Below are 12,485 nucleotides of genomic sequence, written 5' to 3' on the forward strand. Positions count from 1 at the left end.
GATTTCGGAGCGGGAATTTGAAAACGGCATTGACACCCAAAAAGATTCCATTGGCCCATTATCAATACACCGACCAACTCGTGACATACTTTGTGTCATCTTTACTGCGTCTATCTTACGCTTAAATCCTTTTGAANATCTTACGCTTACATCCTTTTGAAGTGTACTGAAACCCACGATCACTATGGATAAGTGGATGTTCCCCATCTAATAGTACTGTAGCTTGGTCAAGCGTCTTGAATACAAGTTGATTATTATTGGAATGTCCTAAAACATAACTTACAATTGATCCATCATAAAGATCACGAATCGCACTTAAATAAGCCTTCTTTGATTGGCCATACTTACATTCTGTTACATCTGTAACCCATTTTTCATTTGGTTTTTCCGCGGTAAATTCCCGATTTAATATGTTTTCTGCCACATGTTGAGGTGTAGTGCGTTTAGAGTGTTTTTTCTTGATTCGAATGACAGAGCGTAAGCCAGCCACTTTCATTAGTCGATAGATTCTTTTATGATTAAGTTTCTCTTCAAAATTTCTATTCATATGAAGTGTCATTTGACGATAGCCGAAGGTGCTATCAACCTTTTCGTGGAGAATTTTCATCTCTTTAATGATTTCTTCATTTAGTATCTCTCGGGAAGAAGGCGTGCGATTAAGCCACTTATAGTATGCAGAACGTGCCATTCCCGCGATTTTACAAAGTAAACGAATGCTTAAACTCTCTTTCTCGTGAAGCTCCTGAATAGCGATGTACTTATCCTCAAATCGGATTTGGCTTATTTTCTCCTCCTTTCGATCTCCTCTAACTTTTTTAGGAATACATTCTCCGCACGTAACCGTTCATTTTCTCTTTCTAACTTTTTCATTTCAAGTTTGATTTTCTCTTCTAGCGTTAGTTTAGCTTCTTCTTTCTTATTGCCACGTTTATCTTTCAGCGCTTCATCTCCGCCGTTTTCATACTTCTTAACCCATTGATAGACTTGTTGATAAGAAACATTATAAGTATTAGCTGCATCTTGATAATCTTTTTCGTTCCCCAAGCAGTCAAGTACAATTTGTATTCGTTCTTCCCAAGTCGTTTTTCTTCCCTTAGTCATAGAGCTCGTCCTTCCTTGTGACGTGTCCTTTAAATCTCTATGACTATTATACTTCTTTATCCAACCTCTGAGGACAGAAGCATCCGATATGTCATACAATCTAGCAACCTCACGCATGGAATACTTCCCAGACAGACAATCCCTAATGGCAGCTAGCTTCAATTCCTTAGAATACTTTTTCCAAGTAGAAGACTCTTTTAGACCTTCCAAACCATACTTATCATACTTGCGTTTCCAGTCCAAAATCGTTGAATGGTGCACGTTATATTTTGATTCAAGTTCATATGGTGAATAATGCTCATCTAATGCCTTTAATATCTCGTATTTCTCTTCTGCAGGGTAAGATCTTTTGGACATAATAAATACTCCCCCATAAGTAGCCAGATTTTTATTTTTTAATCTGTCTACCCATAGGGGAGCATATCATAGGGATAGCGGGGCTATTTGTACTTAGTTGAACAATTTTACGTATTGTAAATTATCGAAAATTAATTCCAGTCATCATTTTCACGAGCGTGTTCCGTATACTCCATGTCATACTCATAAGTATCAAAATTAAAATAGGCACTAAAAATACATTCGTTTGTTAAATCAATTTGACAATAAATACGACCATCTAAAATCCAAGCACGATAACACATCATTCCATGCCGTTGCGTAAAACTATTGCGAGCAAAGCTCTCCTTCTCGATATTGCTACTAGAGCCAGTAAGAGCCTTAAAAAATTCTTGAGCCTTCTTCTTAGTAAACCTCAAATCACTCACTCCGTTCCAGATGCTTCTGTCTCTCTTGCCGTTCTTTCTCCTTTTCCTGTTTAAATTCCTCAACAGCAGTTACCAATTTACTTAACCACACAATCTTCTCTTCTGCGGACACATGTTCAGCCACAAGGAGTCTTCTTAACGGGTATCGTAGCAATGACCCGGTGCGTTTGCGTGTTGATAACTGAGACTTCATCGGAATCGTTGTTTGTGACATAGGCTGTAGTCATTTTATTTCCTCCCTTCTAAAAGTCTTACTATAGGTAATGCAAAAGGGGGCTGAATAGAAAAGGCTACTAAATAAAATAGGCTGACTGTTTTATTTCACATAACAGGAGTTATCGGACGTTATCAGAAGTTCAAAATGGTTCTCTATGTGCTTTTAGCAAAGTTGGGGTTTTTGTTATAAAGTGATTTCCAAATGAAACATGGGCAAAAGAAAACACCGTTCCTGCTTGGGAACGGCTACTTTATATACATCTGGTTTGATAAATCGACAAACTTTTGTGGTAGGAGGTAAGAAAAGAAGGAAAAAATCAGAGACTAGAAAAAGACACACTGGCCTTTCTTCTGCCAGAGCGCAGGGCGCATCCACCCTCTTCATTTTTTCCGAATTTCCTACTTCCAACCACGTTATCATGTCAAACTATCAAGTGTAACTTATATAGTTTACGAAAGGAACATTACCGCACACTCTTTAGTGTATATTTTCCGTGCTTTGTTAGCGGTACATCTTTTATAAACATATTGACAAGAAGATCTATAGATATTATCAAACAGCGACCGGTTTAATTAAGGTCTTGAACTTCTTTCCTGCGAATACATCCAGAAGAATACAGATTTAATTACTCTCCACCACATTTACCTTCACCTCCATAAATTATCACAATTTTTATCTGATTATTACAAAAATTATAAGTTTAATCATGAGACGATTTTCCTTTATTTTTAATTTGATATTCAATAAAAACCGTCAATCGGAATAGGGATATCGACGTTTTTTCATCAAATTAAAAATGCTCGATTATGTTCAAAAATAAACTAAAGCAGCGGCTCTATAAGCATAATCTTGCTTTAATTTACATGTTGTTTTTTGTCAGACACAGCTACAAAAAATGTTAAATTAGCCCGAAAAATGCATATTATTTCGAATATTTATAGATGGGGTAGCACCAACTTTTCACTACTTTCAATGCTTAACGTAATAAAACCGTATTTTCCTAACGCTATCCCTGTAGACATGAAACTTTTTGGTATGAAAGGAGGTGATCATCGTGGGGTGGATATCTAAAAAAGAGGTTTGGTTTGTGGCTGGTACATGGATTGCGGCCAAGATTTACATGTGGTTATCGTAAAACATTTCAAGTCAGGTCATTTATCTATTGTGTTTCGTAGTATCTATGTATTGAAAAGGGATAATCTTGCAAGTAGAATTTCACCAAAAGGAGAAATGAAGTATGAAAATTTTTATTTACCCGTATGTCCAGAGACTTCTACGCTATATTTTCGGATAATTGTAATTTAGATGCATTTTAGATAGCGATAAGAAAGTCTGACCTGGTGTTTTATCCTAATCTAAATTATAGGACATAAAGACAGTCAGCCCGTATTTGGGCTGGCTGTTTTGTTTTCATAAACAACATTATCGAACGTTGTTCCTTAACGTATATTTTCTGTGTTTTGTTAGTCGTGCTCCTAAAAGCAAAACAGTCTAAATACAGACGGTCCACATATGCTGTAACATGTAGCACAAAGAACAGTCTACCCTTCTGCCTAACTTGGTAGAGGTATACACTTCTGTCGGCTTTCTTCACCTAAAAAGGAGGTTTTTCCCCTTAATAGAAAACGGTAAAAAAGGAAATGAAGAGAGCGAGTAGAATGAAAGAAATGCGAAGATAAGCTTTTAGCAAATTTTATATATGCTTCAGTTCTTCCAAGCAAGAAGCGCATATTTTCTTTCCTTCATATTGGACAATTCCTGAGATAGAATCACAGAACAAACATCCAGGTGCATACTTTTTAAAAACAATTTGTTCGCCATCCACAAAGATTTCTAGACTATCTCCAATTTGTATTCCTAGTTTATTTCTTAGCTCTATAGGGAATACAACTCTACCTAGATTGTCCAGTTTACGAACAATTCCCATTTCATGCATAATATCCTCTCCTGATTTGTATTATTTTCCCTGCATTGTAAAATTATAAATAGATACCTTTTCCGATTCAATAACTATATAAATTACACTTGATATTTTGACACAGTAGCGTGGTTGGAAGGAGGCGATCCAGAAAAAAGAGGTCGGATGCGCCCTGCGCTCCGGCAGAAAAAAGGCAAACGTGTCTTTTTTCGACCGCTTCCACCCTTCCTTCTTTTCTTCCCTCTCACCACAAGAATTTGTCGATGTATCAAATCAGATGTATATATATTTATTGGAGATTAAGAATAAAGGTAATACCCGTTGGCTATGTGGATGGTAATTTTTTTACACCTTTATACTGCCCGTATTCATTGATTATAAGATTGGAGCGGACGGAAAATTGCATATGTATCACCTCATAATAGAGCTTATCATAAACAAAGAGATGCCTTCTGAACCCTCTTTTGTATAATATATCCAAATGGGCAAAGCGTTTTCCCTTTCCATTATTGGAAAAGAGAAGGGAGGATAACGCAGTTAAGCCGCGCTATCGGTATGGATGGCGCGGCTTTTTTATTACACTAAGGTTGTTTAAAAAACTTTTTGCTACACTTATACCCTAAAATTATTGTCCTGCAGGTATAGAATACACAAGATCGAAAAATCCATCCTCATCTGGATTTGCATCTTCCTCTATAAATCCAACAGATTTAAAGCATTTTAAACTACTTATATTGTCTTCTTCAATACTTGCCTTCCATTTACGTATCGAGCGAAATTCAGGTTGTTCTAATGCTTTACATAGTATTGTTTTCCCATATCCTTTGTTCCAAAATGAAGGGTTTACAATTAGACTGATATAGCCTATATCTTCTTCTTTTTCTACCTGAATTATTCCGACTGGGTTTTGCTGGGTATAAGCGATTCGAATAAATTGTAGGAAGTTTTTAGATATGTGATTATACCATTCCTTTAGAGGTAACATCCCTTCCATTCTAGAAGCAATTTCGCTGTTTTCAAACCACTTTTCTAAAGTTAATAAATCTGTTTCTTGAAGCGGCCTCAAACCATCTATGTACACCATAATTATCACCCTCCCTTTATTTTCAAATACGCGTTTTCAGGAGATGAGTTTCAACTTCTTTTAATACTTTAAAACAGGATAATTATTCCCTGAGAGACATGGGATATACTACTGGACACTTTGTACGTTGGTGTATGTATTACCGGGAAAGCGAAGAAGGAATAAGACAATCAAGCCCCACTGTCCGTATGGATGGTGGGGCAGCTTTGAGCATTAGTCTAAATCAATATCTTCTATTCTTGTAAAAGGAATTCTGATTCGGATAATACGGCCCCTTCTTCGTACACGTAAAACAATAAAGTTTCTTCGTACGAGTACTAGGATACCTTCGATGTCACGATCGTTAAATAGTTCTACGTCTACTCGTCTACCTAAAAGTGCTGCTGCTCTTCGACGTAATCTTTCAATTCTACGATTCATGTTATCTCCTCCTCTCTAGCTAGATGGTACATCCTATGCTTGTCTAAAGAGGTTGGACACGTATAAATATAATGTAAGTTATGTAAATTTGTTATGCTAACAGACAGGTCATTAAAGAAGAAGAATTTTGAAGTGGCACCTATAACTTGTCTAATACATATGGATAAATAGCTGGAATTTTTGAATAGGGGGAATACTTTCGATGTACGGGAATGTTTATAATTACGCCCAGTTGCCTATGTTTAGACAAAGAATAACTCCACAGCAGGCACAAGAAATTGCACTAAGACGTGTACCAGGGCAAATCATTCATATAGATATGGATTTGGAAAACGGAATTTTGGTTTATGAGGTTTTCATTTTGACATCACAAAACAGAGTATTCGAGGTAGATGTGGTAGCAAAAACAGGAAAAATCCTAAAAATTGAAGAAGAAAATGACTTTGACTAATACCATTTTTTGAACCAAGAAAGATTAACATATAAAAATGTGAAATAAACTATCACACCTGTTGATTATCCATAAGGTAGAAGAAAGAAGATGCACGCGTCGGCGTGTGCCCTCGTCTTTTTCTCGCAAGGAGGAAGCAAGGCCGCTTGGCCAGGGCAAAAAGCGGCCTTGCTTCCGTGCGGGAGACGAACCGACGCCCGTTTGGGGCACGGTGTGGTGGCTATCCACTCTGGATCGTACTGGATAATCAACACCCTTGATAAACTATATACATCCTTAGAGTAGAAACCAGAACTAACTTTGCGTGGCAACTCAATAGAGACAAGAAAATCCCACTGTCCATTTGGGTAGTGAGATTTTCTTTGTTTTAAGAAGGGCCATAGAGATGATGAATCTGTTCATATACAATGAAAATCGAGTGAGTTAAAAATGAAAAGATGACAAGGAAGTCCCACTGTCCGTATGGATGGCAGGGCTTTTAGTGTTTCCGGCCCTTTCTTTATTTTTCATCCCGTTCTTGAGAAAGTTTTTCTCCTTTTTCAATCAGTTTCTCGATGCTCATGTTCTCTGTTTCTTCGTGGAGTTGTTTGACACGGAGAATAAACCGTAATTCCTGTAAAAAATCCTCATAGCAAATAGTTTTTGCGTCATAGTATAATCTCATGGTATCAAACTCTGGAAGTTTATCATTTTTTTGGTATTGATTCTGAACAAGTTGCTCATACCTTGAAATTAATTGTTCAACATGCTCTTGCACATAATCTTTCATGAGGACCCATCCTTTAACGAAAATTTACTTATTTTTCTCTCTGTATAATGAATTCGGTTGAAAATAAAGAGGCAAGTAGAAAAGCTGAATCCAACTTCTCATACAAGAAAAGTTTTTAGCTTCTTGTTACCTAACCATTTACCATGTCTACTTTATCTGGACGGCAGGTCTTCAAAGCAAGAAGCACAAATTTTCTTTCCTTTATATTCAGTGACATCTAATACAGAATTGCAGAAGATGCAGGTTGGTTGATACTTGCGCAAGACAATGCACTCCCTGTCTACGAAAATTTCTAAACCATCTTTTTCGACGATTCCAAGTGTATGCCTTAATTCCCTAGGCAAAACAATTCTTCCAAGTTCGTCCAATCTTCGAACAATTCCAATTGCCTTCATTTTTTATCTCTTCCTTCTCTTTTTTGTATAATTTTATAATGTAAACCATAAAAAGGATATTATTTTATGATAAATAGAAAATCACTATCTGAACAGATAGTAGTACATATTAATTTATTTATTTGGCACCATGTTTACTACGTCAGAATCAACAGATTTGATATTATCCTAGTATCTGATACAATCTAAATTGCCATATTTTAATATTTTTCGTACATAAGGAGGAACATTCTTGAAAAAGTACTTGGTTTTACTGGTAGCATTGCTTTTAATTGCTGGTCTTGCGATGTTCGGAGCCAATGAAAAAACGAATGCTTCAAAAAGTAGTTCGAAGCATGAGAAGAAACAAGAGGAGACAAAATCAAAACTTACATTTACGGATATGACAACGGATCAGTACCTAGGCAATTACAATAAAATTAAAAACGAATTAGCTGGTAAAAACATTGAAATTTTGCCTTTTAAGCTCGAGTTAGAAAAGGACACAAATTACTATAGATTTTATTATCCGAAAGAGGAGAAATACATAAAAGGGAAGGCAAAATGGGTAAGCGTTATGCTGAAAAGAGATGGAAAAACTCTTGATGGTCTAATGTATAATGGATCTCCTGACTTAAATACAATCAAGGCGATGATACAAGCTACTGGTGTCACATGGTCAGAGCAACTGGATCAATTCATTAAGGAAAAAGGAGCCAATCAAGTTTCGGAAGAGATCCAAGTGGATGGAGTAAGAATTTCTATAAAGAGAAATCCTGGTGATATTAATGTTATGGTGGATCCTATTAGGTTAAGCCCGCCCAAAAAACTATAGAAAAGGAAAGAGATGATTAATGTGCTCTTATCCCTGTCAAGTAGACAGTCTGTAAATATTCCTAAAGACCATATGTTTTAGATTGAATTTATTGAATACATTGTATGTTTCTTTCAGGAAGCAAAATGGTTAAAATGTTAGATAAAAGTGTACCTTTTGCAAACTGGAGGGAAACATGGAAAAGCAAAAGTATGCAGTATATGTACGGGTTAGTACGGATAAGGATGAGCAGATATCCTCCATTGAAAATCAAATTGACATCTGCCGGAACTGGTTGGAGCGTAACGGCCATGAATGGGATGAAGATTGCATATATAAAGATGAAGGAATTAGTGGTACGTTGTTTCTAGAACGTCCAGCGATTCAGTTGATTTTAGAGAAAGCAAAAAAGAGAGAAATTCATATGGTTGTCTTTAAATCAATTTCTCGTTTAGCTCGGGACATGAAAGATTCTCTTGAGATTCGAGAAGTATTTATGGCGTATAATGTTCGTTTGATTTCTATTGAAGAAGGCTATGATTCATTTAAGGCAGGGAGAAACGACATCTCTTTTGAAATCTGGAGTTTATTTTCTGCTCAATATAGCCGAACTTTGTCAGCCGGTGTGTCAGCCGCATTAGCAGCTAAAGTACGACGTGGCGGACATATCGGAAAAACTCCGTATGGTTATGACAAAGAAAACGGAAAACTTGTTGTTAATGAAAGCGAAGCAGAGATAGTCCAGAAAATTTACGGTTGGTATGGAAGTGGATGGGGGTTCAAACGAATCACTCGGGAATTGAATGATCGTGGTATTCCATCTAAGTTAAATCCAAAATGGCAAGTGACATCTGTGCAGCGCCTTATTCAAAATCGGATTTACTGCGGAGATTTTATCCTGAATCAGTACGGGACAGTTAAGGTATGTGGCCGGAAAAAGCAGATTAGAAACCCAGAAGAGCAATGGCTTATCTTTCGTGACCATCACCCTCCAATCGTCTCAAGAGAGACATGGGAGAAAGCGAATTCGAAAAAATATAAAGCAACACGCAGAAAAATTACATCATGGAACGAGCTGCGCGGTTTAATGAAATGCGCCGTGTGTGGATGCAACATGGTAATTCTACAAGGCAAGCGCAGAAGAGAAGTGCAATCTGGACAACGAAAGTATTTTGCATACGTAAAATGCAGTGCATATAGAAGAGCTGGTGAACACGCTTGTGTGAATCATGTACCTATTCAATATGAAGAGATACGTGAGCTTATCATCGAGAGATTATCGGAGACGGGAAAAACACTTTCGATGAATCTAAAAAGCGAAATCAAGAAGTTGAAAGAAGAAGAGATAAAGATACTCAATAAAAAAATTGAAACGATGAGCGAGAAAAAGAAATCTTTAGTGGACTTATTCTTAGAAAAGTTAATAACAAAGGAAGAGTTTGAGCAAAAGAGAATTGAACTGGATCGTGAGCTTCAGCATTCAGAGGAAGAATTATTCATTCTTCAACGTACAGAACATGTACAGCAAAATGAACAGAATATAAAGGAAGCTTTTGTTCAATTAGAGAACACAGATCAGGATTTGTATCATGTGTTTAATGCTTTAATAGAAGAGATTAAGATTGCTCAAGATGGAACGATGGATATTAAATATACCTTCCGCCAACCTGTTCAAGGGAAAATGTTTTCAAAAGGTATGCATTAGAAACGTCATGCAGAAATTGAACGTAAAAGGTCGTTCTCAAGCTGTTGTCGAACTCGTTCGTTTAGGTGAGTTAAAAATTTAATACGCTCCTAAATGAACAACCCGCCTCGTATGAGGGGGGTTTTTTATGTTACAAAATCTAACGCAGCACTGGATGGAAAACAGGTTCTTCGATATTATTTTCACATAATCCGTAGGCACAAAACATAAGGGTGGCGGGGAAATGAAAGAATCAAATGGTCTGTTCGCGCGCATCTCCCAAATGCTCGCCCGTGGCATTGGAAAACAGCATATGGGCATGTTCTACGGACAAGGGGGGGCGGATTTGCGTCAGGAAGCCTGGACTCGCTCCCTGCTACAGGAATCCCAACGACATGCTAACCTCCTGCAGACACCTCTGCGAGAGCTCGTCTATACATCGGTTGATATCGAGACGACGGGGTTTTATCCCGAACGCGGAGCTGAAGTGATTTCCATTGCGGCTATACGAATGAACGGCCGAGAGATAGCGCATGACGATCTGTTTTCTGTGTATGTTCGTCCTTCGGGTTGCATTCCGGACCATATAACAGTATTGACAGGAATTACAGAAGATATGGTAGCGGAAGCGCCACCGTTGGGAGAAGTCTTTGCTTCCTTCGAAGCGTTTCTTACTAACACGATTGTAATTGGCTATTATATTGGGCATGAATTAAAGTTTTTTAATCATTTTCTTTGGCATTCCTCTTATCAGAGGTTTACACATCGTACATTGGAGATGAAAAAAGTAGCTGAATGTCTTTATCCGCAACTTACCGAGCATCGGATGGAAGATGTATTGGAGTGGGCAGGTATCTCGATTAAGAACAGGCATCATGCACAAAGCGACGCGAGAATGACAGCGAAATTGTGGTCGGTGATGCAAAAAAGTTTAGAAATTCACGGGGTACAAACGCTGGCAGATTTATATGTATACCTGACTCACAAAGGAAAGTAAGAAAAAAGAGTGTAAAAGGCCGGATTCCTTTTACACTCTCTTTTCTTTATGCCATCTGCCTATAATGAGCGTAGCGTCATCGTTAATAAGTCTCATCTCTTTTACAAGGCGTTGAATAATCGTTTCTGGAGCAAGCCTGCTAGTAACAATATATTCCCAGTTTTCGGGTAGCTCAATTCCATCCGAGAAAAGGATAATTGTATCGTCCGGATGAAAAGGCAAATATCGCTCTGTTCCATTGAAAGGACGTCCATTTAAAAATCCAGGATTTGAGATAAGATATTGTTTTTTGCGTCTTGGCGATATAGTCAGACAAGTAATATTTCCAATTCCTGCATAGGAAACTTTCTGCCTTTGAATATCTACCATGGCAATTCCTACTACAGAGCCACGAGAACCGTAAAGGGAACGATTGCCTTCTTTGAGAAGAGCAAGCGGAGAGCCATTACCTTGTGCTTGTTTTTCAATTTCCTGAATGATTTTTTCTGCAGCATTTCTCGCATCAGGCCCGCTACCTAATCCGTCAGCGATACTGACCAATGCAGTGTCGTCGTATGTTTTTACGAAATAGCAATCCCCTGAGAGTGTGTTTGGTTTTTTTGACGTATGATGGATACTGTACTGAAAAGAGTACAAAATAAATCCCCCGAATCAGCTTTTATTCTGAATTCTTTATATAGGCATCTCTCATTTGCTGCAAAGTTTTACGCAGAATGCGGGATACTTGCATTTGAGAAATGCCTAATTTCTCGCCGATTTGACGCTGTGACCACTCTTCGTAATACACATAATGAATGACTTGGCGCTGCTGCTCATCTAAATCTTCGAGCAGGCCGGACAAATCGATTTTCCGATCTACATCCAAAAAGCCCGGGTCTTGGTCCGGAATCATATCCATTAATGTATGAGAATCTTGTTCTTGATTGTCGGCCTTCATCGGCGTATCGAGGGAAAGAGCATGAATGTTGCCTTTATTCTCCATAATTTCAAGCACTTTCTCTTCGGTTACCCCGAGCTTGTCCGCAATTTCATCAATTCGTGGTGAACGCTGCAGTTCCACTGTTAATTCATCAATAGTTTTCTGTAGTCGGTATCCCATCTCTTTAATGGTTCGCGGCACGCGGATACTCCACGTTTTATCCCGGAGGTAGTGCTTCATTTTGCCGACGATGGTCGATACAGCGTACGCGTCAAAGTTATGGCTGACCTCATTGTCAAACTTATCAATGGCACCTAATAAAGCAAGCATGCCTACTTGATACAAGTCATCCACCAAATGAAAATCACGAGCCATCTTGGAAGCGAGCTTTTTTACCGTCGTCTGATAGTTTTCTAGAATCTGCTCCAATATTTCTTCTGAGCCGGTCTCCTGATAGGTACGAATATATTCTGTAATGTCACGGTTGAGTGATTTCCTGGTGGACGTTTGGCTCACTTTCGCTCACCTCATCCCTTTTGAGATATTTAGTTAGTGCTACTTTAACCCCCTTCTCTCCGGTATCATACTCAATTTCATCCATGAGTGTTTTCATTAAATAAATCCCCAGTCCACCGACATCAATTTCATCAAGACTTTTTCCATGAAGTGAAGTAGCTTCCTTTTTCAGCTTTTTCGCATCAAAGGCCGCTCCTTCATCGCTGACAACAATTTTCAGACGATCAGATTCCACATGAAAGTCTACAATCATATCTCCTGCCTCGCTGTACTTATAAGCGTGACTCACTACATTGTTACATGCTTCCGCCAGCGCGACTTTTATATCTTCAATATCATTGTAAGAAAAGCCCATCTGATAAGCGAGTCCAGAGACTGTTAAACGAATTACGCTTATATAGTCGGCGCGTGCCGGAACGTTTATTTTCACGTGGTCATTCAATTCTGGCATACGAAT

The 12,485-nt window shown here is 38.1% G+C and carries 18 protein-coding genes and 2 pseudogenes; 6 read left to right on the forward strand and 14 right to left on the reverse strand.

Going from position 1 to position 12,485, the window contains the following annotated elements; translation table 11 throughout:
• Window positions 1-137: 137 nt before the first annotated feature.
• From AF333_RS37325 to AF333_RS37335, 5 genes and pseudogenes are all read right to left on the reverse strand, one after another.
• A pseudogene (locus tag AF333_RS37325) lies at window positions 138-823 on the reverse strand (IS3 family transposase); the annotation flags it as partial.
• The gene (locus AF333_RS05585; RefSeq protein ID WP_053432661.1) at window positions 781-1,458 is read right to left on the reverse strand and encodes a helix-turn-helix domain-containing protein; all 678 of its coding nucleotides are present in this window, start codon (window positions 1,456-1,458) and stop codon (window positions 781-783) included. The pseudogene AF333_RS37325 and the gene AF333_RS05585, both read right to left, overlap by 43 nt.
• Window positions 1,459-1,589: 131 nt before the next feature.
• Window positions 1,590-1,856 (reverse strand): hypothetical protein, encoded by a 267-nt coding sequence (locus AF333_RS05590; protein ID WP_043067270.1) that lies wholly within the window; start codon window positions 1,854-1,856, stop codon window positions 1,590-1,592.
• Window position 1,857: 1 nt separating this feature from the next.
• Window positions 1,858-1,989: a hypothetical protein gene (locus tag AF333_RS37330; protein WP_255322197.1), complete on the reverse strand. Its 132-nt coding sequence runs from the start codon at window positions 1,987-1,989 to the stop codon at window positions 1,858-1,860.
• Entirely contained in the window at window positions 1,982-2,092 is a 111-nt protein-coding gene (locus tag AF333_RS37335) for a hypothetical protein (RefSeq protein ID WP_074715180.1), read from the reverse strand. The genes AF333_RS37330 and AF333_RS37335 overlap by 8 nt, the downstream gene beginning before the upstream one ends.
• Before the next feature lie 255 nt (window positions 2,093-2,347).
• Between AF333_RS37335 and AF333_RS34730 the strand changes: the two genes are divergently transcribed.
• Entirely contained in the window at window positions 2,348-2,521 is a 174-nt protein-coding gene (locus AF333_RS34730) for a hypothetical protein (protein ID WP_235496162.1), read from the forward strand.
• Between the two features lie 1,254 nt (window positions 2,522-3,775).
• Here the strand turns inward: AF333_RS34730 and AF333_RS05605 are convergent.
• The 4 genes from AF333_RS05605 to AF333_RS05615 all read right to left on the reverse strand — a co-directional run bounded on the left by AF333_RS05605 (window position 3,776) and on the right by AF333_RS05615 (window position 5,504).
• Window positions 3,776-4,021, reverse strand: coding sequence for an AbrB/MazE/SpoVT family DNA-binding domain-containing protein (locus tag AF333_RS05605; protein ID WP_074715177.1), 246 nt, complete (start codon window positions 4,019-4,021; stop codon window positions 3,776-3,778).
• Window positions 4,022-4,101: 80 nt separating this feature from the next.
• On the reverse strand, window positions 4,102-4,272 hold the full coding sequence (locus AF333_RS34735; protein WP_235496164.1) for a hypothetical protein: 171 nt from the start codon (window positions 4,270-4,272) through the stop codon (window positions 4,102-4,104).
• A 353-nt stretch (window positions 4,273-4,625) separates the two neighbouring features.
• Window positions 4,626-5,084 (reverse strand): GNAT family N-acetyltransferase, encoded by a 459-nt coding sequence (locus tag AF333_RS05610; RefSeq protein WP_043067274.1) that lies wholly within the window; start codon window positions 5,082-5,084, stop codon window positions 4,626-4,628.
• A 213-nt stretch (window positions 5,085-5,297) separates the two neighbouring features.
• On the reverse strand, window positions 5,298-5,504 hold the full coding sequence (locus tag AF333_RS05615; protein ID WP_043067275.1) for a hypothetical protein: 207 nt from the start codon (window positions 5,502-5,504) through the stop codon (window positions 5,298-5,300).
• 202 nt (window positions 5,505-5,706) lie between these two features.
• On the opposite strand from AF333_RS05615, the gene AF333_RS05620 reads away from it, so the two are divergent.
• Window positions 5,707-5,955 carry a PepSY domain-containing protein gene (locus AF333_RS05620; protein WP_043067276.1) on the forward strand — a complete coding sequence of 83 codons (249 nt, stop codon included), beginning with the start codon at window positions 5,707-5,709 and terminating at the stop codon, window positions 5,953-5,955.
• Between the two features lie 499 nt (window positions 5,956-6,454).
• Here AF333_RS05620 and AF333_RS05625 read toward each other — a convergent pair whose 3' ends face one another.
• Both AF333_RS05625 and AF333_RS05630 read right to left on the reverse strand, forming a co-directional pair.
• A complete protein-coding gene (locus AF333_RS05625; protein ID WP_043067277.1) occupies window positions 6,455-6,724 on the reverse strand; it encodes a hypothetical protein in 270 nt (89 codons plus the stop codon).
• Between the two features lie 152 nt (window positions 6,725-6,876).
• Window positions 6,877-7,119 (reverse strand): AbrB/MazE/SpoVT family DNA-binding domain-containing protein, encoded by a 243-nt coding sequence (locus tag AF333_RS05630; protein ID WP_043067278.1) that lies wholly within the window; start codon window positions 7,117-7,119, stop codon window positions 6,877-6,879.
• A gap of 232 nt (window positions 7,120-7,351) precedes the next feature.
• On the opposite strand from AF333_RS05630, the gene AF333_RS05635 reads away from it, so the two are divergent.
• The 4 genes and pseudogenes from AF333_RS05635 to AF333_RS05645 all read left to right on the forward strand — a co-directional run bounded on the left by AF333_RS05635 (window position 7,352) and on the right by AF333_RS05645 (window position 10,593).
• The gene (locus AF333_RS05635) at window positions 7,352-7,933 is read left to right on the forward strand and encodes a hypothetical protein (RefSeq protein ID WP_043067279.1); all 582 of its coding nucleotides are present in this window, start codon (window positions 7,352-7,354) and stop codon (window positions 7,931-7,933) included.
• Between the two features lie 175 nt (window positions 7,934-8,108).
• Window positions 8,109-9,617 (forward strand): recombinase family protein, encoded by a 1,509-nt coding sequence (locus AF333_RS05640; protein ID WP_043067280.1) that lies wholly within the window; start codon window positions 8,109-8,111, stop codon window positions 9,615-9,617.
• Window positions 9,613-9,699 (forward strand): annotated as a pseudogene (locus AF333_RS32610) (helix-turn-helix domain-containing protein); the annotation flags it as partial. The gene AF333_RS05640 and the pseudogene AF333_RS32610, both read left to right, overlap by 5 nt.
• A gap of 141 nt (window positions 9,700-9,840) precedes the next feature.
• Entirely contained in the window at window positions 9,841-10,593 is a 753-nt protein-coding gene (locus AF333_RS05645; RefSeq protein ID WP_052812229.1) for an exonuclease domain-containing protein, read from the forward strand.
• Window positions 10,594-10,623: 30 nt separating this feature from the next.
• Here AF333_RS05645 and AF333_RS05650 read toward each other — a convergent pair whose 3' ends face one another.
• The 3 genes from AF333_RS05650 to rsbW are packed head-to-tail and all read right to left on the reverse strand — an operon-like array spanning window position 10,624 to window position 12,479.
• A complete protein-coding gene (locus AF333_RS05650) occupies window positions 10,624-11,229 on the reverse strand; it encodes a SpoIIE family protein phosphatase (RefSeq protein WP_043067281.1) in 606 nt (201 codons plus the stop codon).
• Window positions 11,230-11,251: 22 nt separating this feature from the next.
• Window positions 11,252-12,028 carry a sigma-70 family RNA polymerase sigma factor gene (locus AF333_RS05655; protein WP_043067282.1) on the reverse strand — a complete coding sequence of 259 codons (777 nt, stop codon included), beginning with the start codon at window positions 12,026-12,028 and terminating at the stop codon, window positions 11,252-11,254.
• Entirely contained in the window at window positions 11,991-12,479 is a 489-nt protein-coding gene (rsbW, locus tag AF333_RS05660; protein ID WP_043067283.1) for an anti-sigma B factor RsbW, read from the reverse strand. Before rsbW ends, AF333_RS05655 begins: the two co-directional genes overlap by 38 nt.
• Window positions 12,480-12,485: the final 6 nt, after the last annotated feature.

The sequence above is a fragment of the Aneurinibacillus migulanus genome (assembly GCF_001274715.1).
GTDB classification, from domain to species: Bacteria; Bacillota; Bacilli; order Aneurinibacillales; family Aneurinibacillaceae; genus Aneurinibacillus; species Aneurinibacillus migulanus.